23 protein-coding genes and 5 tRNA genes are annotated in these 22,545 nt (G+C 60.0%); 18 read left to right on the top strand and 10 right to left on the bottom strand.

Annotated elements, in window-relative coordinates; translation table 11 throughout:
* Nucleotides 1-30 precede the first annotated feature (30 nt).
* Entirely contained in the window at nucleotides 31-729 is a 699-nt protein-coding gene (locus tag CGLUCO_RS10610) for an LmeA family phospholipid-binding protein (protein WP_084036545.1), read from the bottom strand.
* A 16-nt stretch (nucleotides 730-745) separates the two neighbouring features.
* Here CGLUCO_RS10610 and mshD point away from each other — a divergent pair, with 16 nt between their 5' ends.
* The 5 genes from mshD (at nucleotide 746) to pstB (ending at nucleotide 6,001) form a co-directional block, all read left to right on the top strand.
* The gene (gene mshD / locus CGLUCO_RS10605) at nucleotides 746-1,537 is read left to right on the top strand and encodes a mycothiol synthase (RefSeq protein ID WP_084036546.1); all 792 of its coding nucleotides are present in this window, start codon (nucleotides 746-748) and stop codon (nucleotides 1,535-1,537) included.
* A gap of 330 nt (nucleotides 1,538-1,867) precedes the next feature.
* Nucleotides 1,868-3,007, top strand: a complete 1,140-nt coding sequence (pstS, locus tag CGLUCO_RS10600; protein WP_232621982.1) for a phosphate ABC transporter substrate-binding protein PstS — start codon at nucleotides 1,868-1,870, stop codon at nucleotides 3,005-3,007.
* A gap of 156 nt (nucleotides 3,008-3,163) precedes the next feature.
* The gene (gene pstC / locus CGLUCO_RS10595; RefSeq protein WP_005388832.1) at nucleotides 3,164-4,282 is read left to right on the top strand and encodes a phosphate ABC transporter permease subunit PstC; all 1,119 of its coding nucleotides are present in this window, start codon (nucleotides 3,164-3,166) and stop codon (nucleotides 4,280-4,282) included.
* A gap of 15 nt (nucleotides 4,283-4,297) precedes the next feature.
* On the top strand, nucleotides 4,298-5,209 hold the full coding sequence (pstA, locus tag CGLUCO_RS10590) for a phosphate ABC transporter permease PstA (RefSeq protein WP_084036560.1): 912 nt from the start codon (nucleotides 4,298-4,300) through the stop codon (nucleotides 5,207-5,209).
* Between the two features lie 15 nt (nucleotides 5,210-5,224).
* Nucleotides 5,225-6,001 carry a phosphate ABC transporter ATP-binding protein PstB gene (gene pstB, locus CGLUCO_RS10585; protein ID WP_005388835.1) on the top strand — a complete coding sequence of 259 codons (777 nt, stop codon included), beginning with the start codon at nucleotides 5,225-5,227 and terminating at the stop codon, nucleotides 5,999-6,001.
* 55 nt (nucleotides 6,002-6,056) lie between these two features.
* On the opposite strand, the gene phoU is transcribed toward pstB, so the two are convergent.
* Both phoU and dusB read right to left on the bottom strand, forming a co-directional pair.
* Nucleotides 6,057-6,785: a phosphate signaling complex protein PhoU gene (phoU, locus tag CGLUCO_RS10580; RefSeq protein ID WP_084036548.1), complete on the bottom strand. Its 729-nt coding sequence runs from the start codon at nucleotides 6,783-6,785 to the stop codon at nucleotides 6,057-6,059.
* A 54-nt stretch (nucleotides 6,786-6,839) separates the two neighbouring features.
* Nucleotides 6,840-7,955: a tRNA dihydrouridine synthase DusB gene (dusB, locus tag CGLUCO_RS10575; RefSeq protein WP_084036549.1), complete on the bottom strand. Its 1,116-nt coding sequence runs from the start codon at nucleotides 7,953-7,955 to the stop codon at nucleotides 6,840-6,842.
* Nucleotides 7,956-8,146: 191 nt separating this feature from the next.
* On the opposite strand from dusB, the gene scpC reads away from it, so the two are divergent.
* Nucleotides 8,147-9,655, top strand: coding sequence for a succinyl-CoA:acetate CoA-transferase ScpC (scpC, locus tag CGLUCO_RS10570; protein ID WP_005388839.1), 1,509 nt, complete (start codon nucleotides 8,147-8,149; stop codon nucleotides 9,653-9,655).
* Nucleotides 9,656-9,780: 125 nt separating this feature from the next.
* On the opposite strand, the gene CGLUCO_RS10565 is transcribed toward scpC, so the two are convergent.
* Nucleotides 9,781-9,853: transfer RNA gene (locus tag CGLUCO_RS10565), tRNA-Lys, on the bottom strand.
* Nucleotides 9,854-9,925: 72 nt separating this feature from the next.
* Between CGLUCO_RS10565 and CGLUCO_RS10560 the strand changes: the two genes are divergently transcribed.
* From CGLUCO_RS10560 to CGLUCO_RS10535, 6 genes are all read left to right on the top strand, one after another.
* A complete protein-coding gene (locus CGLUCO_RS10560; RefSeq protein ID WP_084036561.1) occupies nucleotides 9,926-10,483 on the top strand; it encodes a GNAT family N-acetyltransferase in 558 nt (185 codons plus the stop codon).
* A gap of 45 nt (nucleotides 10,484-10,528) precedes the next feature.
* Nucleotides 10,529-10,601 (top strand) — tRNA-Glu (locus CGLUCO_RS10555).
* A 45-nt stretch (nucleotides 10,602-10,646) separates the two neighbouring features.
* Nucleotides 10,647-10,723: transfer RNA gene (locus tag CGLUCO_RS10550), tRNA-Asp, on the top strand.
* A gap of 193 nt (nucleotides 10,724-10,916) precedes the next feature.
* Nucleotides 10,917-10,990: transfer RNA gene (locus tag CGLUCO_RS10545), tRNA-Asp, on the top strand.
* Nucleotide 10,991: 1 nt separating this feature from the next.
* Nucleotides 10,992-11,064 (top strand) — tRNA-Phe (locus CGLUCO_RS10540).
* A gap of 106 nt (nucleotides 11,065-11,170) precedes the next feature.
* Nucleotides 11,171-11,479: a GNAT family N-acetyltransferase gene (locus CGLUCO_RS10535; protein ID WP_084036550.1), complete on the top strand. Its 309-nt coding sequence runs from the start codon at nucleotides 11,171-11,173 to the stop codon at nucleotides 11,477-11,479.
* Nucleotides 11,480-11,533: 54 nt separating this feature from the next.
* Here the strand turns inward: CGLUCO_RS10535 and epsC are convergent, their stop codons facing one another.
* Nucleotides 11,534-12,127 (bottom strand): serine O-acetyltransferase EpsC, encoded by a 594-nt coding sequence (gene epsC, locus CGLUCO_RS10530; protein ID WP_005388844.1) that lies wholly within the window; start codon nucleotides 12,125-12,127, stop codon nucleotides 11,534-11,536.
* Nucleotides 12,128-12,219: 92 nt separating this feature from the next.
* A complete protein-coding gene (cysK, locus tag CGLUCO_RS10525) occupies nucleotides 12,220-13,161 on the bottom strand; it encodes a cysteine synthase A (protein WP_141759693.1) in 942 nt (313 codons plus the stop codon).
* Between the two features lie 157 nt (nucleotides 13,162-13,318).
* Here cysK and CGLUCO_RS10520 point away from each other — a divergent pair, with 157 nt between their 5' ends.
* The gene (locus CGLUCO_RS10520) at nucleotides 13,319-13,774 is read left to right on the top strand and encodes a hypothetical protein (RefSeq protein WP_005388847.1); all 456 of its coding nucleotides are present in this window, start codon (nucleotides 13,319-13,321) and stop codon (nucleotides 13,772-13,774) included.
* Between the two features lie 125 nt (nucleotides 13,775-13,899).
* Entirely contained in the window at nucleotides 13,900-14,727 is an 828-nt protein-coding gene (gene ramA, locus CGLUCO_RS10515) for an acetate metabolism transcriptional regulator RamA (protein ID WP_260322345.1), read from the top strand.
* A 53-nt stretch (nucleotides 14,728-14,780) separates the two neighbouring features.
* On the opposite strand, the gene CGLUCO_RS10510 is transcribed toward ramA, so the two are convergent.
* Together CGLUCO_RS10510 and mscL are read right to left on the bottom strand one after the other, a co-directional pair.
* Complete coding sequence (locus tag CGLUCO_RS10510) at nucleotides 14,781-15,353, bottom strand: cob(I)yrinic acid a,c-diamide adenosyltransferase (RefSeq protein WP_005393799.1); 573 nt, start codon at nucleotides 15,351-15,353, stop codon at nucleotides 14,781-14,783.
* A gap of 66 nt (nucleotides 15,354-15,419) precedes the next feature.
* The gene (gene mscL, locus CGLUCO_RS10505) at nucleotides 15,420-15,851 is read right to left on the bottom strand and encodes a large conductance mechanosensitive channel protein MscL (RefSeq protein WP_084036551.1); all 432 of its coding nucleotides are present in this window, start codon (nucleotides 15,849-15,851) and stop codon (nucleotides 15,420-15,422) included.
* A 102-nt stretch (nucleotides 15,852-15,953) separates the two neighbouring features.
* Here mscL and murA point away from each other — a divergent pair, with 102 nt between their 5' ends.
* Genes murA through hypE form a run of 4 tightly spaced genes read left to right on the top strand, consistent with a single transcriptional unit; the run spans nucleotide 15,954 to nucleotide 19,689 of the window.
* Nucleotides 15,954-17,210, top strand: a complete 1,257-nt coding sequence (gene murA / locus CGLUCO_RS10500; protein ID WP_005388854.1) for a UDP-N-acetylglucosamine 1-carboxyvinyltransferase — start codon at nucleotides 15,954-15,956, stop codon at nucleotides 17,208-17,210.
* A 5-nt stretch (nucleotides 17,211-17,215) separates the two neighbouring features.
* Nucleotides 17,216-17,482, top strand: a complete 267-nt coding sequence (locus tag CGLUCO_RS10495; protein ID WP_005388855.1) for a HypC/HybG/HupF family hydrogenase formation chaperone — start codon at nucleotides 17,216-17,218, stop codon at nucleotides 17,480-17,482.
* Nucleotides 17,479-18,621, top strand: a complete 1,143-nt coding sequence (gene hypD, locus CGLUCO_RS10490; protein WP_005393804.1) for a hydrogenase formation protein HypD — start codon at nucleotides 17,479-17,481, stop codon at nucleotides 18,619-18,621. Before CGLUCO_RS10495 ends, hypD begins: the two co-directional genes overlap by 4 nt.
* Nucleotides 18,622-19,689 carry a hydrogenase expression/formation protein HypE gene (gene hypE / locus CGLUCO_RS10485; protein WP_084036552.1) on the top strand — a complete coding sequence of 356 codons (1,068 nt, stop codon included), beginning with the start codon at nucleotides 18,622-18,624 and terminating at the stop codon, nucleotides 19,687-19,689.
* Between the two features lie 117 nt (nucleotides 19,690-19,806).
* Here hypE and CGLUCO_RS10480 read toward each other — a convergent pair whose 3' ends face one another.
* Nucleotides 19,807-20,115, bottom strand: a complete 309-nt coding sequence (locus CGLUCO_RS10480; RefSeq protein WP_084036553.1) for a hypothetical protein — start codon at nucleotides 20,113-20,115, stop codon at nucleotides 19,807-19,809.
* A gap of 93 nt (nucleotides 20,116-20,208) precedes the next feature.
* Nucleotides 20,209-22,494: a carbamoyltransferase HypF gene (gene hypF / locus CGLUCO_RS10475; RefSeq protein WP_084036554.1), complete on the bottom strand. Its 2,286-nt coding sequence runs from the start codon at nucleotides 22,492-22,494 to the stop codon at nucleotides 20,209-20,211.
* Between the last annotated feature and the right edge of the window lie 51 nt (nucleotides 22,495-22,545).

Here is a 22,545-nt window from a genome sequence, read left to right as displayed (position 1 = left end):
ACGCGCGGGCGAGCGCGCGCGAGTGAATGTCTACAGGTCTGTCGAAAAGTCCTCCGTGTCGAACCGCACATTCCGCAACTCCGATTCAATATAAATAGAGCCACCCCCACAAAACACGTGCGATGCTCTCCCCGTCAACGGCAGCTTTTCTGAACTAATCTCCCAGCTAAACGCATTATTGCCTGAAACAGGTTGAAAGCGAACCACGCCGTCGACAATCCGCAGCTTCACCAACTCCTGCTGCTTCTCCGACGCACCCGGCGGGGTCCCAGTCAACAGCGCCTCCGCCGACGGCGAAGCGGAGGGAGAAATGTCATCCGGGTTGGCGATATCCAGGTCCGTCATGCCGATCTGGGCACCGAGGGCGACGCCGTCGAGGCGCACCGTATACACCAAGCGCTTTGCCGTCATATCCTGCAGGTTTCCGCTCAAAATCTGGGCGGGCGGAACCTCCACATCGAACGCTTCTGATTTCTTATTAACGAGTCCGAAGCCCTCCTCCTGCACATCGATCATCTCTGTGCGGATGGAATCAATAGAACCACCCAGGGCAGAAACAATAAACGGAGTGCCACTCATTGTCACCGCCGGTTTGATGTCGAGCCCTTCGAGGCGTTGGAGTTCTGCGGAGACGTTGCGTTCGGTGTTGGTGGCAACGACTCCATCCACGAAGAGGAAAGTACCCGCCACCACGGCGGCTCCGATAAAAACAGGGACGAACTTAGCCACACTATATTTGTAGCGTATGGATATCCTTTCGCGTGCATTTGAAGTTGACGGCGTGGAGCCGCTGAGTGAGCAATTCGTTCGCGGTCTCACGGAGAACATGGGCCATACCCACCACAAAATTGAGGAAAACGGCCAGGTAGTCGCCCTTTTCGCTACCGACGGTTCGACGGCGGAGCTCGTCGTTGATCCCGCTTTTCGACGCAGAGGTCTCGGCTCACGGTTATATGAAAAGGTCGGCAAACCTCCGGTGTGGGCACACGGGGACCTCCCCGCAGCCCGTGCCTTTTCTCAGCACTTTGGCCTAGTCGCGACCCGAATCCTCTTGGTGATGGGGAGGGATGGCTACGAGCCGCAACCAGCCACGCTTCCTGCGGGCTTTCGAATCGTGACGGCTGCCGAGGAATGCGAAGATGAGCAGTGGGTTCGTGTAAATAATGAGGCGTTTTCGTGGCATCCGGAGCAGGGGGGATGGAACGTCGACAAGCTTCGTGAGGCGCGGGCGACATCGTGGTACGACCCGACAGGAGTCTTCTTCCTCTACGAGGGCGACCACCTGGCGGGGTTCCATTGGACGAAGCGGGTTGACGGTGTGGGGGAGGTGTACGTCATCGGTCTCGGCGATGGGTACCGGGGGCGTGGCTTGGGGCGACCCCTGTTGACAGCCGGTTTGAACGCGATGGCCGAGGATAAGCGCATAATCCTGTACGTGGAGGGGGATAACGATGCCGCCGTTGGAATGTATTCCGCCCTTGGCTTCACCGAAGAGGAGCGCCACGTCGTGTATGAGGTACCAGCGGGCGACAAGTAGAACACCCATAGACCGGCGACGGTTGCGATGCTGGCGGTTTGGGGGCGCTGGCATCGTCAGATGGGGTAGCTGGTGGGGGTGGTGCTGTCGCCGGTGGCGCGCCATCGACGAAAAAACTTAGCCAAACCTAAATTGTGCAGGTAAGGGTGTGAAGTTTCGTTGGAGCTGGGAAAAAATTTGGGAAAACTTCGGAATTAACCTTCTGTTCACCTGAATTCTTATTGTTGGACATGTCGAGCCGTTAGTGTTTGCACGCGAAGCGAGTTGATGTGCGAGTAGCACGTCGATCGTTGCTACAGCATGAATTGAAACTACCGGAGGTTTATACCCGTGAAAAGCACTATTATGCGCTCCCTCGCCGTGTTCGGCGTCGCAGCAGTAGGCACCCTCGGACTCGTCGGTTGCTCGTCTGATTCCGCATCGGATGCAGCATCTGACGTTTCCACCGCCGCATCGTCTGCAGCCCAGGATGCGAAGGAAAGCATCCAGGGCCTGAGCGGCCAGTCCGGCACCCTCAACGGCGAGGGCGCATCCTCGCAGCAGAACGCGATGGAGTACTTCAAGGTGCAGTACGCCAACGCTGTTGATGGCGCAAATCTGAACTACACGGCTTCCGGCTCCGGCTCTGGCCAGAAGCAGTTCATCGCTGGCCAGGTTGATTTCGGTGGCTCTGACTCGCCGCTGAAGGACGACCAGATTGAGCCCGCCAAGGAGCGTTGCGGTGGCAACGATGCATGGCACCTGCCGCTCGTTATCGGCCCGGTTGCTGTTGCCTACAACCTGCAGGGCGCTGACGATGTCACGCTGTCCCCTGAGGTCATCGCCAAGATCTTCAACGGCAAGATCACTAACTGGAATGACCCGGCTATCGCCGAGCTCAACGGCGGCACCGCTCTCCCGGACAAGGACATCAAGGTCATCTTCCGTTCTGAGGAGTCCGGCACGTCCGATAACTTCCAGAAGTTCCTCAAGGCCGCCGCTCCTGCCGAGTGGGACACCACCGGTAAGGCCTTCCCGTCCAAGGTTGGCTCCGGCGCTAACTCCTCCACCGGTGTTGTTGGTGAGGTAAAGAAGACCGACGGTGCTATCACCTACGTTGAGTCCGGCTTCGCTAAGAACGAGAACCTCGGGATTGCCAAGATCGACTTCGGCAACGGCCCGGTCGAGCTCAATAAGGAGTCCGTCAACAAGGCTCTGGCTAACATCGACTTCGCCGGCGAGGGCCACGACCTCGTTGTCGACGCTGAGAGCCTCTTCCAGACCAACGAGGCGGGCGCATACCCGCTGGTTCTGACCACCTACGAGATCGTCTGCTCCGCCGGTTACGACGCTGAGACCAGCGCCCGCGTGAAGGACTTCCTCACGGTTGCTCTGAACAACCAGGATGAGAACCTGGAGAAGATCGGCTATGTTCCGGTCGATGGTGAGTACAAGGCAGCTCTCGAAGAGGCTGTGAACGCCATCCAGTAAGTGACGGTGGTGCCACACTGTGGCACTTTCCTTCCCAGTCACGGTTACACTGCGGCCCCTTCAGGCTCGGATTTCTCAACCCGGGTGCTCTGGGGGCCACACGTGTGTGGGACTGAATAACCAAAACCTCGTACATACTACTGAAGGAACAAGCCTATGGTTAGCAATAAACCGCTGGTAGACGGCGGCGCGCCGGGTGGCGGTGGCGCAACTGGCGTCGCAACCCGATATACGCCCGACTCACAGGGGACGGACAACCGCACACAGAATGCTGCGGCTGGATCAGCGACAACCCCTGACGAAAATAAGGATGTTCAGATCCAGGCCCGGGGTAGCTCCGTTAAGCGAGTCGGCGACCGCGTCTTTGAAACATTTTCCACCGTTTCGGCAGCAACCATCACCGTGATTATTGCGGCCATCGGCCTCTTCCTCCTGTGGCGTGCAATTCCCGCGCTCATGCGGAACGCAGAGGGACTGGGTGGATTCTTCACCTACGCCGGCGACTGGAACACGGCGGACACCGAGGCAATGTACTTCGGTATTCCGAACCTGTTCTTCTCAACGGTTCTCATTTCGCTCGTCGCCCTGGTGCTGGCGATGCCGGTGGCTTTGGGTGTCGCAATCTTCCTTTCCAACTACGCACCGAAGAAACTGGTTAAGCCCCTTGGATTCCTCGTGGATCTGCTGGCTGCCGTTCCGTCTATCGTCTACGGTCTGTGGGGCGTCACCGTTCTCGGACCGACGATCGGCCCCCTCTACGAAAAGATCGCTAATTCTTTCCTGGGGAACTTTTTCCTGTTCAAGGTGTACGAAAACTCCCCGTCGTTTGCCACCTCTCGCAACATGCTCACCGGTGGCATCGTCCTGGCCATCATGATCCTCCCGGTCATCGCCGCCACGGCCCGAGAGGTCTTCGTCCAGACCCCGAAGGGGCACGTCGAGGCCGCCCTGGCTCTCGGCGCGACCCGCTGGGAAGTGGTGAAGATGACGGTTATTCCGTTCGGGCTTTCCGGCTACGTCTCCGGCGCCATGCTCGGTCTCGGCCGTGCACTCGGTGAGACGATGGCACTCTACCTTGTTGTCTCGCCCTCTTCGGCGTTCCGCGGTTCGCTTTTCGACGGCGGCACGACGTTTGCTACGGCCATCGCCAACGCCGCCCCGGAGTTCAACGATGACATCAAGGCTGGTGCGTACATCGCCGCTGGTCTGATTCTGTTCCTCCTCACGTTCGTGGTCAACGCGGCGGCCCGCGCGATCGTGAACAAGAAGAAGTAAGTGGGAGTGACTGACATGACTAACACAGCTACGCAGCAGAAAACGCCCGCAACCTCGGCGTTTACCCCGATTTCGGGTGGTCGCAAGGTTGCTAACCACGCGGCCACGGTGATCATCACCCTCGCCATGGCGCTCGCCATGATCCCGCTTATTTGGGTGCTTTTCGACGTCTTCCGCTACGGTTTTCCCGTCATTACGCAGGCAGATTGGTGGACGAAGGACATGTCGCAGGCCATGGCCATCCTCCCCGGTGGCGGTGCAAAGCACGCTATCATCGGTACGTTCGTTCAGGTGGCGATTACGTCCGCTCTGTCCATCCCGATTGGTATCTTTACCGCCATCTACCTTGTGGAATACTCCCAGGGTGGACGACTTGGCCGGGTTACCACCTTCATGGTCGATATCCTGACCGGTGTTCCCTCCATCGTCGCCGCTCTGTTCATCTACTCTTTCTGGGTCGTCCTGTTCGGGTTCGACCGTTCCGGTATGGCAGTGTCCCTGGCGCTGGTCATCCTCATGGTTCCGGTGATCATCCGCAACACGGAAGAAATGCTCCGCGTTGTTCCGCAGGGGCTGCGCGAGGCGTCGTACGCGCTCGGTGTTCCCAAGTGGAAGACCATCGCGAAGATCGTGCTACCGACGGCTCTGTCTGGCATCGTCACCGGTGTCATGCTGGCTATCGCCCGCGTCATGGGTGAGTCTGCTCCGGTGCTCATCTTGGTGGGTATGACATCGTCGGTGAACTGGAACGCCTTCGATGGCAACCAGTCCTCACTGCCTCTGTTCATGCTGGAAATGTACAAGTCCGGCTCCTCCGGTCCGATGATGGACCGCATGTGGGGTGCAGCTCTCACACTGATCATCCTCATCGGTGCGCTGTACCTGCTGGCACGTTTCATCTCCGCCCGCTACTCGGTCAAGAAGTAAAAGGAAATCCCGAAAATGGCTAAACAACTCGATCTGAAAGATCTCAACATTTACTACGGCGATTTCCACGCCGTGCAAAACGTCAACCTTCACGTTCCGCCGCGCTCGGTGACGGCTTTCATCGGGCCCTCCGGCTGCGGTAAGTCCACGGTGCTGCGCACCCTCAACCGCATGCACGAGGTCACCCCCGGTGCATACTGCAAGGGTGAGGTGCTTCTCGACGGTGAGGATATCTACGGCCCGAAGGTCGATCCTGTCGCCGTGCGTAACACCATCGGCATGGTGTTCCAGCAAGCTAACCCCTTCCCGACGATGTCTATCGAGGACAACGTCGTGGCCGGCCTCAAGCTGTCAGGTGAGAAGAACAAGAAGAAGCTGAAGGAAGTCGCCGAGAAGTCCCTTCGTGGTGCGAACCTGTGGGACGAGGTCAAGGACCGCCTGGATAAGCCGGGTGGCGGCCTCTCTGGTGGTCAGCAGCAGCGTCTGTGCATCGCCCGCGCCATCGCCGTCGAGCCCGAGGTGCTCCTCATGGACGAGCCGTGCTCTGCTCTGGATCCGATCTCGACGCTCGCCGTGGAGGATCTCATTCACGAGCTGAAGGAAGAATTCACCATCGTGATTGTGACCCACAACATGCAGCAGGCAGCCCGTGTGTCCGATCAGACCGCTTTCTACTCCCTCGAGGCAACCGGCAAGCCGGGACGCCTTGTGGAAGTCGGGCCGACGAAGAAGATCTTCGAGAACCCGGATGAGAAGGAGACCGAGGATTACATCTCCGGTCGCTTCGGCTAACTCAAAATAAGCCCAAAAATGAGCCGTGACCCCAGGTCACGGCTCATTTCCTGTTTTAACCCCGGAAGCGTCTTTCGAGCTCTTGGAATTTGGCTGCAACCTCCGCCTCGGCCTGCTCTTCCTTGCGTCGCTCGAGGTATTCCTCGGAGCGGAGGCCGGTGACCAGGTAAACCACCTGTGTGGCCACATTGACGCAGTGGTCGGCGTAGCGCTCGTAGTAGCGAGACAGAAGCGCCACCTCGACGGCGGACCTGGTGCCGTGCTCCCACGGTCGGTTGGTGACGAGGGAATTGAGGTGTGCATTGATATCGTCGACGGCATCGTCCTCGGCATCCATGGTGATGGCCTTATCCTCGTCCGGCACCACGAGAATGTCGCGCACCTCGCTGAGCATATGCGCACACAGCCGCGCCATCTCATCGAAAAACCCCTGCACATCGGCCGGAACTGCTCGGTTAGGGTGGCGACGGCGGGCGAGCTTCGCGATGTGGCAGGACAACTTGAACATCCGGTCGAAGTCCTGGACGATGTAAATCGAGCTGACAACCTGGCGCAGGTCGCGAGCCATGGGGTTTTCTAGCGCAAGGAGATCAACGGCCCGATCCTCGCACCGTTGCCGGAGTTCCTCGGCGTGGTCGCTGAGGCTTAACACATCTTCTGCCGGCTGCAGCTCGGCCTTGGTCAGGGCTGTAGAGGCCATGGTCATAGCCTTATCCGCGAGGTCGCAATAGAGGATGAGGTCGTGGGAGAACGTGTCTAAAAGTTGCCGATACACCGTACGCATACCGATACCTTAGCCCGGTTTTACTCACTCCGCACGGCAAGTTTGTTCCGAAACCTAGGAGTCGTGAACGAGGGGGAGATCGCCCGTGTCATCGAGCCATCCGTCGGGAAGCGCAACCTTCTTGGCCGAGCCCTGGCGGCCACGGGGGCCGTCGGCATCGTTGGGGAGAGCGGGAGAGTCCCGGAACGGTTCCAGGAGGGCGTCGAGAAGCGCGAGAGACGTCACCGACGACAACGAAGCGCGGAACGAACCACCGACAGCGTAACCACGGAAATACCAACCCACGTGCTTGCGGATGTCCCGACACGCGGAAGCTTCCCCTTGGTGAATGGCCAAAAGCTCGGCGTGGCGGCGGAGAATTGTGCACACCTCCCCGAGCGTCGGGGGAGGCGGTACGGGACGCCCCGACAGCGCCAACGCAAGATCGGAAAACAGCCACGGGCGACCGAGACAGCCCCGACCAATCTCAATACCGTCACATCCCGTCTGCTCAAACATAGCCAGGCCGTCAGCAGCGGAAAAAACATCGCCATTGCCAAACACCGGGACATCGAGAGCCTGCTTCAGCTCGGCGATGCGCTCCCAGTGGGCCTGCCCCGAATAACGCTCCGCAGCGGTGCGGGCATGCAGCGTCACTGCCGCAGCACCCTCCTCCTGCGCGATGCGGCCAGCATCCAGCATCGTCTCGTGCTCCGCGTCGATTCCAATGCGAAACTTCACGGTCACGGGAATATCCGTGCCAGAGACACCACGCACCGCGGCATCGACAATCCGCTTAAAAAGCTCCCGCTTATAGGGAAGGGCAGCGCCGCCACCCTTGCGCGTCACCTTCGGTACCGGGCAGCCAAAGTTCATGTCCAGGTGATCGGCCAGATTCTCTTCGGCGATCATCTTGGCCGCCTTGTAGGTGTACTCGGGGTCGGTGGTGTAGAGCTGCAGGCTACGCGGCTCCTCCACCGAGGAGAATGCGGCCATGTGCAGGGTCTTTTCGTTTCTTTCCACCAATGCGCGGGCGGTGACCATCTCACAGACGTACAGCCCCGAAACGCTGCCCGCTTTCTCTAGCTCCTGCTCACGGCAGAGGAGCCGGAAGGCAACGTTGGTGACGCCGGCCATGGGGGCGAGGACGACGGGGGAGGTGAGTTCGATGTTTCCGATTCTGACAGCCACGGGGAAGATTGTTGCATTGACGTGGGATAAAGCGCAAGAAATGGGGAGAGTGTGGGATTTCGTGATGCTAAAGGTCACTTCAAAAGGTAAAAGTAAGGACATAGGCGAAGGTTTCCAACTATTGTGGGGTTAAGAAAATGAAACCCGTCCTTTGCAAAGAGGATGGGCCGATTCACCACCGAGGAGGAAAAATGTCAGAACGTATCCACCATGCTGTCTTGAAGTCGAAAGTGATGACTGCTGAAGAGGCCACCCAGTTCATTCATAACGGTGACCGTGTGGGTGTCTCTGGCTTCACGGGCTCGGGATACCCCAAGGCCATGCCGACCGCCATCGCTGAGAAGTCCAAGGCGGAGCGCGAGAAGGGCAACGAGTACAAGATTTCCCTTTTCACCGGCGCATCCACCGCTCCGGATTGCGACGGCGTGCTGGCTGAGGCAGGTGCCCTCAACCTGCGCTCCCCGTACCAGTCGGATCCGACGATGCGTAAGGCCATCAACAACGATGAGATGCAGTACGTGGACGTTCACCTGTCCCACTCTGCACAGCAGATCCAGGCCGGCTTCTTCGGCAACCTGGATGTTGCCATCGTCGAGGCCTGCTCGATCGACTCCGAGGGGCACATCGTGCCCTCCTCGTCCGTGGGTAACAGCGTGGAATACCTCGACTCCGCCGACCGGATCATCATCGAGGTCAACGAGTGGCAGTCTGAGGAGCTCAACGGCATGGCCGACATCTGGCGCATGCCGATGGCCCCCAACCGCATCGCCATTCCGATCACGGACCCGGGTGACCGCATTGGCACCACCTACATCGACATCGACATCGACAAGGTGGTCGCCGTTGTCGAGACCAACCACGAGGATCGTAACGCCCCGTTCAAGCCTCTCGACGAGACCTCCAAGAAGATCGCCGGCTACTTCCTCGACCTCCTCGAGTCTGAGGTGAAGGCTGGCCGTCTCTCCTACGACAAGTTCATCATGCAGTCCGGCGTGGGCAACGTCCCGAACGCCGTGATGGCAGGCCTTTTGGACTCCAAGTTTGAAAACATCAAGTCCTACACCGAGGTCATCCAGGACGGCATGATTGACCTCATCGACGCCGGCAAGATGACCGTTGCCTCCGCAACGGCCTTCTCCCTCTCGCCTGAGTACGCCGCCAAGATGAACAAGGAAGCAGGCAAGTACGCCAAGGAAATCGTCCTGCGCCCGCAGCAGATCTCCAACCACCCTGAGGTCATCCGCCGCACCGCCCTCGTCGCCTCCAACGGCATGATCGAGGCCGACATCTACGGCCACATTAACTCCACCAACGTCTGCGGCTCCCGCATGATGAACGGCATCGGGGGGTCCGGTGACTTCACTCGCAACGCCGGCCTGTCCACCTTCATCTCCCCGTCTACGGCCAAGGGCGGCGACATCTCCGCCATCGTTCCGTTCTGCTCCCACGTCGACCACACCGAGCACGATGCCATGGTCGTCATCACCGAGTACGGCTACGCCGATCTCCGCGGCCTCTCCCCGAAGCAGCGCGCCAAGAAGATGATCGCCATCGCGCACCCGGACTACCGTCCGCTGCTCGAAGAGTACTTCGATCGCGCCGTGTCCAAGTGTGGCAAGACCGCCCACGAACCCCACGATCTGAGCACCGCCCTCAGCTTCCACGAGCGCTTCCTCGAGACCAAGACGATGAAGAAGTAACGTCCACAAGGGCCACATAAACGCAGGTCAGACACGATAAACAAGAAATCGTGTCTGACCTGCACTTTTCTGTTAGAAATGGAAAAACCGGAGTTCGCAGCACGTGAACTCCGGTTTCCTATCGGTAGGCCCCGAGGGTCTCGAACCCTCCACCCACGGATTAAAAGTCCGTTGCTCTACCCGATGAGCTAGAGGCCCACACGGAATAACCGTGGTACCTATCGTAGTGGGCAACTCGGCTCCGACCAAATTGCGGTATATGCTGTGACGATGCAGTTGAATGGTAGATGGCCGGAAAAAGGAATCATCCACACCGAGGGGATTGTTACGTTGACGTGGATTGATGATGAGCTTTTGGGGGAGTTGGCGGAGTTGGCGGCAGAGGGGATCTTTCCGCGGCCGTATCCGTCGTATGCCTTTGGGTGGGCGAAGGGAGACGCAGAGACGGTGCGGGGCAACGTCATTGAGTACCAGCGAGGGGTGCGGACGACGTGCGGGCCGGAGGAGTGGAGGCTCGAGTGTGCGGTGATCGTCGATAAGCAACCAGTAGGAGTTGTTGGTATCGGAGCGAGCGAGTGGGGGGAGCGCAAAGTGGCTGTGAGTGGTTCGTGGCTGGGGCGTCGGTACCAGGGGCGAGGAATTGGGTTTGCGGCTGCGAGAGGGCTTCTGAGGGTCTATTTTGACCAACTGGGGGGACAGGAGGCGCGTCGACTTGTGTACCCGGAGAATACTGCGTCGCTGCGCGTGGGGGAGAAGCTTGGGTATGTGCGCGCGGAAGACAACTGGTTTTCGCTTACAAAGGAGCAGTTCAGGGCGCGATTTTGTTAGGACGGAGTTGTCACGTATTGTGTTAAGCGCTGCACAACGTGGCACGCTCCCATCGTCTAGGGGCCTAGGACTCCGCCCTTTCACGGCGGCAACACGGGTTCGAATCCCGTTGGGAGTACGGCTTCCTCTTTTGGGAAGCGCCTTTTAAAGGAAAAATAAATATGGCCCTGTGGCGCAGTTGGTTAGCGCGCCGCCCTGTCACGGCGGAGGTCGCGGGTTCAAGTCCCGTCAGGGTCGCCAAGGGAATCGTCTCGCTTCGTGTGGGACGATTTTTTCGTGTGTAGAGTGGGGCAGTGCGCTCATGGTGGTAGGGGATCGGCGGGCACCCTTTGCACAAGAAAGCCGTTGTAACCTGCGGATTTGCGACAATAACGGGGCGTTGTATACACTTACAACTCGTGCATACGACACCCCAGCGGGTGTCCTTGTATGTGGCCCTGTGGCGCAGTTGGTTAGCGCGCCGCCCTGTCACGGCGGAGGTCGCGGGTTCAAGTCCCGTCAGGGTCGCGGCACGGTAGCTCAGTCGGTAGAGCGTCCGCCTGAAAAGTGGAAGGTCGACAGTTCGATCCTGTCCCGCGCCACCTTCTAAAATCCCCCGGAGATCCTCCGGGGGATTTTTTGGCATACTGGAAGATGCGTCTTTCGCGAGGCGCGGTACATGGTTGTAGAGAGTAAGGAGTAAGAATTATGGTCGAATCCGAAATCAACAAAGAGATCCGCCACGATGCAGATAATTCCCGCTACACCGTCCAGGTGAACCAGGATGTGGCCGGCTACGCCACCTACGAAGAGTCTGACGGTGTCCGCAACTTCAACCACACGGTGATTGAGGGAGACTACCGCGGCCAGGGGCTGTCCAAGGAGCTCATCGCCTTTGCTCTCGACGACACGCGCGAGGCAGGCTTGAAGATCATCCCGACGTGCTCTGCTGTGGCAGATTTCATTGCCAAGAACGGTGAGTACGCGGATCTCATTGCTGGTGAGGACGAGCGCTAGAATTTTCGCGCAAAGCAAAAGCCGGAGCCTTTCGGGCTCCGGCTCATTTTTGTTCTAGATAATCCAGGTGCCAAACTCCTGGGCGATGTAGACATCGGGGTCCACGAGCTTTTGCTGCTCGTGATGCATCCGGGGGCGGTTCTTCGCCGGGATGCCGACCGCGATGTGACACGGGGGCACATCCTTCGTGACGACGGCGTTGGCGCCGATAGCGCACCCGTCGCCGATAGTAATGGGGCCGAGCACCTTCGCGCCTGCGCCCACGGTGACGTTGTTTCCGAGCGTGGGGTGGCGCTTGGTCTTGGTCAGATCCTGCCCACCGAGAGTCACACCGTGGTAGAGCATGACATCATCGCCAATTTCTGTCGTTTCACCGATGACGATGCCCATGCCGTGGTCGATGAAGAAGCGGCGGCCAATCGTGGCACCGGGGTGGATTTCAATTCCCGTGAAGAAGCGGTTCAACTGGGAAATGATGCGGGCGGAAGTACAGTGTCCGTTTTTCCATAGCCAGTGTGCGATGCGGTGAACCCAGATGGCGTGAAGGCCCGAGTAGACGACGGCGATTTCGGCGTCGCCACGGGCAGCCGGATCATGGTCCCTGGCGGCCTTGAGATCCTCGCGGATCATGGAAATTACACGAAACATGGGTACATGGTAACGGACGGGCGGGGGTGCGTGTTGGGCATCAACCCAAAATAAAAAATGCCCCGCAGGTAGCGGGGCAAATCCTGTGGGTGTTAGGACCACTCGGTGCGGATATCCTCAAACAGGACCGTCGACACATAGCGCTCGCCGTAGTCGGTGATGACGGTGACGATAGTCTTGCCCTTGTTCTCGGGCTTCTTGGCCTCCTCGAGGGCGACGAAGACGTTGCCGCCGGAGGAGATGCCGCCGAGGATGCCCTCATCGGTGGCGAGTTTGCGGGCGGTGTTAATGGCGTCGTCGTTGGTGACGGTGCGGAATTCGTCGATGACCTTGCGGTCCATTACTTCGGGGATGAAGTTTGCGCCGATGCCCTGGATCTTGTGGGAGCCTGCGCGGCCTTCGGAGAGGAGCGGGGAGTCGGCGGGTTCGACGGCGATGATTTGGGTGTCGGCGTTGTTTTCCTTGAGTACTTCGCCAACACCGGAGACGGTGCCTGCGGTGCCGAAGCCGGCGATGAAGATATCGACCTTGTTGTCGGTATCGGCGAGGATTTCCTTGGCGGTGGTTTCGCGGTGAATGGCGGGGTTGGCGGGGTTGGAGAACTGGTTGGCGAGGATGGCGTTGTCGGTGGAGGCGAGGATCTCGTTGGCCTTGTCGACGGCACCCTGCATGCCTGCTGCGCCCGGGGTGAGGACAATCTCGGCACCGTAGGCGCGGAGCATGACGCGACGCTCGAGGGACATGGTCTCGGGCATGGTGAGGATGACCTTGTAGCCGCGGGCTGCGCCGACCATGGCGAGGGCGATGCCGGTGTTGCCGGAGGTGGCCTCGACGATGGTGCCGCCGGGCTTCAGTTCGCCGGACTTCTCGGCTGCGTCAATAATGGCCTTACCGATGCGGTCCTTGACGGAGTTGGCGGGGTTAAAAGACTCGACCTTGACGAGCACGTCGGCCTCGAGGCCTTCGGTGAGCTTGTGAAGGCGAACAAGGGGGGTGTTGCCAATGGTGTCGGTGATGTTTTCGTAGATAGCCATGGAAAGTGTCTCCTTAACGTTGATTGCTTTTGTTGGTTGCCACTGTACACCCGCCAACCTCCATTGTCTAGACTGAACGGTTCTCATAAGATAGACTAGGCGGTCTGTTTAACGAGTTTTCGTGCCGGAAAGGGGCAATAGCTGTACCGTTAACAGCATGACCGAAAGGCGAGAAGCAACCCATACGATCAACGCCTCCCTCGAGGAGATTCACAGCTGTTTGCTGCATCCGCAGTTTTACTCGTCGACAAGCGAGGAGGGTGAGGAAGAAAACAACGTCAGCGTGACGCAGACCTTTACTGGTGCCTACCTCATCAACGTCGATAATGCGGGCGCGAGCTTTACCTACACCCTTGAGCCGTTCAATACCACAGGTTTCACTCAGACGGGTGAGGGAACTGCGACGGGGAAGCTGAAAACCACGCGAACGCACACGTTCACCCCCATCGACGAGACCACTACTGAAGAACACGTCGAAGCCGTATATACCGTGGATATTCCTATAATCGGCGGCATGGCGGAGGCGCGCTGGGCTTCCATGCTCGAAGAGGAGCTGAAGGGGAGAATCTCCACGATGGAGGCCTACGCGGAGTGGAAACGAGGGCAGAAGTAGAGAGGGTATTTCTTTTTACCCCCATGGGTGGTTTATACTTCACGTAGAAAGCTGTATAACCACCCCACTAAGGTGTACCTAGTTGGGGGTATAACGCAGGAGGAATTCTCGTGGAGATCCAGCGCATGAAGGATGATGATGACGCCATCCGCGCGTCGCTGACCAATTTGAAAACGGCAACCGGCATCCCTGTGACCATGTATTCCATGGTCGCAACAGACGGGTCGCTACAAATTACGTCCTGGGTGGGCCTGCGTACACCGGCTCTCCAAAACCTCACCATCGCTCCTGGCTGCGGTGTCGGCGGCCGCGTTGTGAACACCCGCCGCCCCGTCGGTGTGACCGACTACACGCGCGCCGGCAACATCACCCACGAGCATGACCGTGCCATACAGGACGAGGGGCTGCACTCCATCGTCGCCGTTCCCGTCATTGTTCAGCGGGACATCGTCGGTGTCCTCTACGTTGGTGTTCACTCCCCGGTCCGCCTTGGGGACAAGGTCATTGAGGAGGTCACGATGACCGCTCGGGCGCTCGAGCAAGACCTCGCCATCAATCATGCTTTTCGACGCTCGGACACCACCCGTCCTTCCTCTCTCAAGCACGGGCGTTCCCTCAACGGTGCCGAGTGGGAGCAGGTGCGCTCCACGCACTCAAAGCTGCGGATGCTTGCAAACCGCATCACCGACGAGGAAGTCCGCAATGAGCTGGAGGTTCTCTGCGATCAGATGATCGCCCCCGTGCGGATCAAGCCGACGACGAAGCTGTCCGCCCGCGAACTCGATGTCCTGAGCTGTGTCGCTCTCGGCCACACCAACGTGGAGGCCGCCAAGGAAATGGGCATCGGCGCGGAGACAGTGAAGAGCTACCTGCGCAGCGTCATGCGTAAGCTCGGCGCCCACACCCGCTACGAGGCGGTCAACGCCGCCCGCCGCATCGGCGCACTGCCGTAAAAATCCCCACGTTTTAACGCCCCCGACGCATGTCAGGGGCGTTTTCTTGTGGGTTAGCGGCTAGCGCCGGGCACCCACTTCACGTCACCGCCGTCAGCCTCCACGCGGCCGATAACGAAGAGGAGATCGGACAGGCGGTTCAGGTACTTGGCGGTGAGCACGTTGGTGGTGTCCGGGTTCTCATCGATGGCCCGCCAGGCGCAGCGCTCGGCGCGGCGGGTGATGATACGTGCGGAGTGAATAAGCGCAACGGTGGGGGAGCCACCGGGCAAGATGAAGGAGTCCAGGTTGGGGACGTTCTCGTTGAGCTCGTCGATTTCCTGTTCCATCCGCTCGATGTAGGAAGCCTCCACTCGCAGGGGCGGGTACTTGGGGTTTTCCTCCACGGGCGTGGCTAGATCGGCGCCGCAGTCGAAAAGCTCGTTTTGGACGCGACGCAGGATACCGGCGGTCTTTTCGCTCGGCTCGCCGAGGGCGAGGACCTGGCCGATCATGGCGTTGGCCTCTTCGCAGTCTGCGTAGGCTTCCAGGCGGGAATCGTACTTGGGGACGCGGTCGAAGTTGGACAGCCCCGTCGTGCCGTCGTCGCCTGTGCGGGTGTAAATCTTCGTAATGTGTACAGCCATAGTTTCCAGGGTACAGACAAAAAAGACCCCGCAACCAGGATTGCGGGGTGAAAAATCAGAAGCAGGTTATTGTTGCTTCTTCTGCTCGGCGAGCATGAGGTCGCGGATTTCCTTGAGCAGGACGACGTTTTCGGGGGTTTCCTCCGCCTTGGGGTCGAGGCCGAGCGTCTTGGCGCGCATTTCCTTGTACTTGTTCATGGGTAGAACGAAGAGGAAGTACACGACGGAGGCGACGATAAGGAAGTTAATGACGGCGGTGATGAGGGCGCCGAAATCGATAAACGTAGCGTCGTTGCCGGCGATGATGTGGATGCCGAAGCCCTTCACCTCTGCGCCACCGAGGGCGGCGATGAGGGGGTTAATGATGTTGGAGGTAAAGGCGTTGACGATGGAGGTGAACGCAGCGCCGACGACGACGGCGACGGCGAGCTCGACGACGTTTCCTCGCATGAGGAAAGCCTTGAAATCTTCAAAATTCTGTTTGATAGCGGACGACACAATAATTCCTTTCTTATGCTTTTAGCCGGGAACATTCTAATACTGTCTTGCATCAGAGTTGCAAACTGCGACCCTCGCAGGTGGCAAGTAGGCTAGGTAGGCGTGAGTGAACGTTTTATTGTCCATGGTGGCGCCCGCCTGGAAGGCGTGGTCCGTGTCGACGGCGCCAAGAACTCTGTCCTTAAGCTGATGGCAGCGTGCCTCCTCGCGGAGGGTGAAACTACTTTAACCAATTGCCCGGAAATCGGCGACGTACCGCTCATGCGCGACGTCCTCGAGGGCCTCGGCTGCACGGTGACGATCGATGGTTCAACGGTCACCGTGAACACGCCGAAAGAAGTCAACTACCGCGCCGATTTCCAGGCCGTCCGGCAGTTCCGCGCCTCCGTGTGTGTCTTGGGTCCCCTCACCAGCCGCTGCAAGCGCGCGATGGTGGCTCTCCCCGGCGGCGATGCGATTGGCTCCCGCCCCCTGGACATGCACCAGTCGGGCCTGGAGAAGCTCGGTGCCACGACCCGCATCGAGCACGGCTGTGTCGTTGCCGAGGCCGAAAAATTACAAGGTGCGCAGATCAAGCTCGCTTTCCCCTCGGTGGGGGCGACGGAGAACATCCTCACCGCAGCCGTCCTCGCGGAGGGCACGACGACGCTGTACAACGCCGCCCGCGAGCCGGAGATCTCCGATATCTGCGCGATGCTCAATTCGATGGGCGCGCGGATCAGTGGCGCGGGGACGTCAACCTTGACCATTGAGGGCGTCGACAAGCTCCATCCGACAACCCACGAGGTGGTGGGCGACCGCATCGTGGCGGGGACGTGGGCGTACGCGGCGGCGATGACCCGCGGCGACATTACTGTGGGCGGGATTTCCCCGCAGCACCTCCACCTCGTGTTGCAGAAGTTGAAGATGGTGGGTGCGTCGGTGGAGACGTACGATCGCGGTTTCCGCGTGCGTCAGGATGCGCGTCCGCGTGGCGTGGATTACCAGACGCTGCCGTTTCCTGGCTTCCCCACGGATATGCAGCCGATGGCGGTCGGGCTGGCATCGATTTCTGAGGGCAACAGTATTATCACGGAGAACGTGTTCGAGGCACGTTTCCGCTTCGTGGACGAGATGATGCGCCTCGGTGCCGATGCGACGATCGATGGGCACCACGTCCTCATTCGCGGTGTGGATCGACTGAGTTCCACACCGGTGTGGGCCTCCGACATTCGTGCGGGTGCGGGCCTGGTGTTGGCCGGCCTCGTCGCCGACGGGGACACAGAGGTCAATGACGTGTATCACATCGATCGCGGATACCCGCACTTCGTGGAGAACCTGAACGCCCTCGGGGCGGATGTGAGGCGGGTTGTAGACTAGGCACCATGTGTCTAGGTGTTCCCGCGCAAGTCGTTGACGTTGTCAACGAATCTCGCGCTCAAGTGTCCATGAGTGGTGTCACCCGTATGATCGCCACTGATTTGCTTGCCGACGCCCCACTCGCCCCCGGCGATTGGGTCCTGGTTCATGTGGGCTTCGCTTTGTCGATGATCGACGATGACGAGGCCCAGATGACGCTGCAGCAAATCAAGCAGCTGGGTGGCAACACGTATGAGGATGAGCTCGAGAGCTTCAAGGGGTCCAGGATTTGAAATACGTAGACGAATTCCGTGACCCGAAGGCCGCGAAGGACCTCATCAAGGCGATCAAAGAAGACGCGGCCAAACTTGAAAAGCCCATCAACCTGATGGAAGTGTGCGGTGGTCACACCCACACCATCTACCGCTACGGCCTGGAAAATCTCCTGCCGGAAAACGTCAACCTCATCCACGGCCCCGGCTGCCCCGTGTGCGTCATCCCAATGGGGCGCGTCGACGACGCCATGTGGCTTGCCCACCAGGAGGGCGTTATCCTCACCACCTTCGGTGACATGATGCGCGTGCCCGGTTCTGACGGCACATCCCTCCTGCAGGCACGTGCCGCCGGGTGCGATGTGCGCTTTGTGTACTCTCCTCTCGACGCTCTGGAGATCGCCCGCCAGAACCCGGACAAGCACGTGGTGTTCTTCGCCGTCGGCTTCGAGACGACGGCACCGTCAACCTGCGTGACGCTGCAGAAGGCGAAGGAGGAGGACATCGATAACTTCTCTATCTTCTCCAACCACGTCACCATCCAGCCACCGCTGCAAAAGATCGTTGACGGCGGCGGGGCAAAGGTCGACGGCTTCATCGGACCCGGTCACGTGGCCACCATTGTGGGCACGGATGCCTTCGAGTTCCTCCCCAAGGACTACGACCGGCCCGTCGTCGTCGCAGGCTTCGAGCCTCTCGACGTGCTGCAGTCGGTACACATGCTCGTCCAACAATTCCTGCGTGGCGCAGCCACGGTGGAAAACGAGTACTCCCGTGTGGTGAAGCCGGAGGGGAACCTCGCTGCATTGAAGATGATGGATAACGTCTTTACCGTCCGCGATACCTTCGAGTGGCGCGGTCTCGGCGAACTCGACGATTCCGGTCTGGGGATCTCCGAGGAGTACGCCAAGTGGGATGCGGAAAAGCGTTTCGACCTGCCGGGCAAGCGCGTCGAGGATCCGAAGGCCTGCGAGTGCGGTGCCGTGCTTGCCGGCCACATTAAGCCCTGGCAATGCAAGGTATTCGGCACCGCCTGCACCCCCGATACACCGATCGGTACGTGCATGGTGTCGCCGGAAGGTGCCTGCGCCGCCTACTACAACTTCGGCCGCATTGACCGCGAACTGACACTCAAAATCGCCGCGAAGGGCGGAAAGTAAATGGAACCAAAAAATCGCCTCAACGAGGATGAAACCAAGGTCAACGCCAATATTGACCGTGTTCGCTCCCGGGGCTTCAGGCTTCGCGACGACCACATCACCCTCTCCCACGGCGCCGGGGGCAAGGCCTCCGCAGCGCTGACAGCCCACGTCTTCCAGGAAGCCTTCGGCAACCCCGAGGGCGACGGTGCGCTCGCCGAGCTGGGCAGTGGCCGTGTCGCCATGTCCACGGACTCGTACGTGGTCAACCCTATTTTCTTCCCCGGTGGGTCGATCGGTGATCTGGCCGTCAACGGCACCGTCAACGATCTTGCCATGATGGGCGCCACCCGCCCCGTCATCACTGCCTCCTTCATCCTGGAGGAAGGCCTTGACATCGAAACACTGCACACGGTCGTGGCCGATATGAAAGCCGCCGCCGATGCTGCGGGTGTGACGATCATCGCCGGCGATACCAAGGTGGTGCCGAAGGGAAAGGCCGACAAGCTCTACATCACTACTGCCGGCTGTGGTGCGACGGACCTCACCGTCGGCTACGGAGAGGTTCAGACCGGTGACGTTGTGATTTGCTCCGGTCCCATCGCAGATCACGGCATGGCTGTGATGATGGCTCGCGGGGATCTCGCTATCACCGCGCCGATTGAGTCGGACACCCGCGCCCTCAACGGGGCCGTCGAAAAGCTTTCTGCGGCCGCCACCGTCCGCTTCATGCGCGATGCCACCCGCGGTGGGGTGGCGACGGTCCTCAACGAGCTTGCCCAGGGCTCGGGGAAGGGGCTTGTGCTTGACGACGATTCCATCCCGGTCCGAGACATGACCCGTGCGGCCTGCGACATGCTGGGCATTGACCCGCTGTATGTGGCCAACGAGGGCACCTTCCTTGCGGTTGTCGACCCTGCTGACGAGGACGCAGCCCTGAATGCACTTCGAGCAGCTGGCTTTGAGGCAGCAACCCGGATCGGCGAGGTAGCAGACGAGCCGGCTGGTTCCGTCGTGCTCGTCACCGGCTTCGGTGGCACCCGCATGGTGGACATGCTTGTTGGTGACCCGTTGCCGCGCATCTGCTAGATAACGGCATACGACGCGCCCTGTAGGGACGCCTCGTGACTCGGAAACCACACAGCTCAGCCCCGTGCTCTCCTTGCGAGTGCACGGGGCTGAGCTGCAGGGAGGTCTCGACGCCGTCTAACCTTCTGCCTGTTGCACTTTCCGCCCCATGACAATGGCGACGGCAAACGAAAGGATCCCCAACGCCAGAGAGTAGATGATGCTCGAGGACCCAAAGTTGGCCGCGACGATAACGAAGAAAATGCCGAGCCAGTATAAAGAGGTCTCTTCTCGGATTACGAGGCGCAGGCCATCTCGCCGGAATTCAACCACAGCTAGCGCTATGAGAACGACACAGAAAATGATGGCTCCTATGACCATTTCAGCCGATGTGCAGAAGATGAAGCCACCAAAGGCAACGGATGCGAGCAGGTGCAAAAGATTCATTGATGAGCCTTTCGTCGGAGATAAGGGATGCGACTCCAGCGTACCGTGCTATCAATGCTATTGGCAATGTACCGGCAAACCTTACGCCGCCAGCTACAGGAGTCTGCCGTAGAGCGCCTGCCCAAGGCTCAACCCACCATCGCCTGGGGGAACGATGTGATGGGTAAGGAGGTTCTCCGTACCTACCTGGTCTTTTATTGCAGAAACAAGGAGCTGGTTGGCGGCACAGCCGCCGGTCACACCGAAGCGGGTGGCGCCTGTGGACATGAGCTCCCGGCCGATGACGCGGCCGATCGCAAGGTGGAAGCGACGCGCCGCGCGGGCGGGGTGATCCGTGTCGCCGAGAAGCTCCTCGATGGCGGTTTTGGGGGAATCGGCCGAGGTCGTGACAGGATTCCTCTCCGTGAGGGCGAGGGCCTCGAGCTCCATTGCCGCCTGCCCCTCATACGTTGCGCCGTGCGGGGTGATGCCGAGGAGGAAGGCCGCGGCGTCGAAAAGCCTCCCGAGGGAGGAGGTGGCGACGGTGCCGATGTTGTGGTCGAGTTGGTGGTTGACCTGGGGGATGGGGGTCGGTTCGGGGAGTCCCCAGTCTCTGGTGAGCCCAAGAGCGATGCGGTGCGGGCTTTTCACGGCAGCATCGCCCCCGACAAGCCGGAAGGTAGGCAGGTGCCAGGCGCGGGTGAACGTGGTGCGGTCAGCGGGAAGGAGGAGAATCTCTCCACCCCAGATCGTGCCGTCGGTGCCATAACCAGTCCCATCGAGGGCAGCGATGGCGATGGGTTCGGCAGGAAGCGTTGGATTTTCGGAGATGAGGGAGAGCGCGTGGGCGTGGTGGTGCTGGACCTGAACGAGGGGGACCCCGAGCTCGTCGGCGAGGTTCTCAGCGATAGTCACCGTGGCGAAGTCGGGGTGCATGTCACTGACGATGAGCTCCGGATAGGCGCCGGTGAGGGTGCGCAGCTGCGCGAGCGCTGTTTCAAAGGTGCGCCGGGCGGCAAGCGAGTGCATCTCCCCGATGTGTGGGGAGACGTGGGCGTAGTCGCTGGTGGTAAGGGTAAATGTGTTCTTCATATCGCCGCCGACCGCGAGGACGCGACGGGTTCCCGGCAGGTGCACGGGAAGGGGCGCGAAGCCGCGGGAGCGCCGGATAGGCAGCGTGTGCGAATGCGCCTCGGAGGAACCCATGGGCCCGTTGGTTGTACTGATGACCACGGAGTCTTCGACGGGGAGGTGGATGGGCCGGTCGTGGAGGAGGAGGGCATCGGCAAGCGGCTGGCGGGCAGCCGGGCCGAGGAAACGGCGGGCACCGTCGTTAGTCGTGATGAGTGGCTCGCCGGAGAGGTTGCCGGAGGTGGCGACAAGCGGGCGGTCGCAGATGAGCTCGTGGAGCGGTGAGTAGGGGGAGAAGATTCCGACGCGGGCCAGACGTGGGTTGACGGAGGGGGCAAGTGGTGCCCCGAATCGTTTGAGGTGGCGGGCGACCACAGTGGCGTCGATTAGCTCGATGGGGGCGGCGGCAGATTGCTGGCCGAACGGTCCCAGCTCCTGTTGGTTGCTGCTTTCCCCCTGGGTGGGGTAAGGCCGGGGCACCATGACGGCGAAGGGCTTGTCGGGGCGCTGCTTCCGCTTCCGCAACGTGGCGACGGCCTGTTCGTTGCGCGCATCGCACATGAGGTGGAAGCCGCCGATCCCCTTGACAGCGACGATTGCGCCGGAATCAAACAGCGCGCCGATGTCCGTGCGGAGTTTTTCTACGCGCTCCTGCGTCAGTTTTGCGGGACGATCCACGGCGGTGTCCCGCTCGATCCACGCGGTTGGGCCACATTCGTAGCAGCTGATGGGCTGGGCGTGGTAGCGGCGGTCTGTGGGGTCGGTGTACTCGTGTTCGCAATCGGGGCACAGTGGGAATCCCGCCATTGTTGTGCGGGGGCGATCGTAGGGGAGATCTCGGATGATGGTCAGTCGCGGGCCGCAGTTCGTACACGTAATGAATGGGTAGTGATAGCGCCTGTTCGTGGGGTCATGAAACTCCGCCCGGCAATCGTCGCACATGGCGGTATCGGGCGGGAGGAGTGTTTTGGTTGTGCCGTCACGGTGCGAGGGGAGGACCGAAAAGGTACGCTCCTCCCCATCGACGGGGGTAATACTTTGCACGGTTGTGAAACTTATAAAAGCCAGTGGTGGAACGTTCTCAGTGATGGCGGCTAGTGCCGCGTCCACCTCTTCGGGGTCGCCCTGGACCTCGACGATGACGCCGGCATCCGTATTTGTGACATAGCCACTCACTGCATGTAACCGGGCATTTTGCACCACATGTGGACGAAATCCCACGCCCTGAACCACGCCAAAAATCGTCATTCGCTTGCGCACCACTGTCATGGTATCCAGCCTATCCTGTTGCTCTTTCGGTACAGATTATTCATCGAGGTG

This window comes from Corynebacterium glucuronolyticum DSM 44120 (assembly GCF_030440595.1).
GTDB lineage: Bacteria > Actinomycetota > Actinomycetes > Mycobacteriales > Mycobacteriaceae > Corynebacterium > Corynebacterium glucuronolyticum.
Note: the sequence above shows the minus strand (reverse complement) of the source record. Positions and strands in the feature narration are given on the sequence as shown.

What these genes read in the sequence shown, in the direction of transcription:
- mshD (WP_084036546.1), top strand. Translation starts at nt 746, where the DNA reads ATGGATATCCTTTCGCGTGCATTTGAAGTTGACGGCGTGGAGCCGCTG.
- pstC (WP_005388832.1), top strand. Translation starts at nt 3,164, where the DNA reads ATGGTTAGCAATAAACCGCTGGTAGACGGCGGCGCGCCGGGTGGCGGT.
- pstA (WP_084036560.1), top strand. Translation starts at nt 4,298, where the DNA reads ATGACTAACACAGCTACGCAGCAGAAAACGCCCGCAACCTCGGCGTTT.
- pstB (WP_005388835.1), top strand. Translation starts at nt 5,225, where the DNA reads ATGGCTAAACAACTCGATCTGAAAGATCTCAACATTTACTACGGCGAT.
- phoU (WP_084036548.1), bottom strand. Translation starts at nt 6,785, where the DNA reads ATGCGTACGGTGTATCGGCAACTTTTAGACACGTTCTCCCACGACCTC.
- scpC (WP_005388839.1), top strand. Translation starts at nt 8,147, where the DNA reads ATGTCAGAACGTATCCACCATGCTGTCTTGAAGTCGAAAGTGATGACT.
- CGLUCO_RS10560 (WP_084036561.1), top strand. Translation starts at nt 9,926, where the DNA reads ATGCAGTTGAATGGTAGATGGCCGGAAAAAGGAATCATCCACACCGAG.
- CGLUCO_RS10535 (WP_084036550.1), top strand. Translation starts at nt 11,171, where the DNA reads ATGGTCGAATCCGAAATCAACAAAGAGATCCGCCACGATGCAGATAAT.
- epsC (WP_005388844.1), bottom strand. Translation starts at nt 12,127, where the DNA reads ATGTTTCGTGTAATTTCCATGATCCGCGAGGATCTCAAGGCCGCCAGG.
- cysK (WP_141759693.1), bottom strand. Translation starts at nt 13,161, where the DNA reads ATGGCTATCTACGAAAACATCACCGACACCATTGGCAACACCCCCCTT.
- CGLUCO_RS10520 (WP_005388847.1), top strand. Translation starts at nt 13,319, where the DNA reads ATGACCGAAAGGCGAGAAGCAACCCATACGATCAACGCCTCCCTCGAG.
- ramA (WP_260322345.1), top strand. Translation starts at nt 13,900, where the DNA reads ATGAAGGATGATGATGACGCCATCCGCGCGTCGCTGACCAATTTGAAA.
- CGLUCO_RS10510 (WP_005393799.1), bottom strand. Translation starts at nt 15,353, where the DNA reads ATGGCTGTACACATTACGAAGATTTACACCCGCACAGGCGACGACGGC.
- CGLUCO_RS10495 (WP_005388855.1), top strand. Translation starts at nt 17,216, where the DNA reads ATGTGTCTAGGTGTTCCCGCGCAAGTCGTTGACGTTGTCAACGAATCT.
- hypE (WP_084036552.1), top strand. Translation starts at nt 18,622, where the DNA reads ATGGAACCAAAAAATCGCCTCAACGAGGATGAAACCAAGGTCAACGCC.
- CGLUCO_RS10480 (WP_084036553.1), bottom strand. Translation starts at nt 20,115, where the DNA reads ATGAATCTTTTGCACCTGCTCGCATCCGTTGCCTTTGGTGGCTTCATC.
- hypF (WP_084036554.1), bottom strand. Translation starts at nt 22,494, where the DNA reads ATGACAGTGGTGCGCAAGCGAATGACGATTTTTGGCGTGGTTCAGGGC.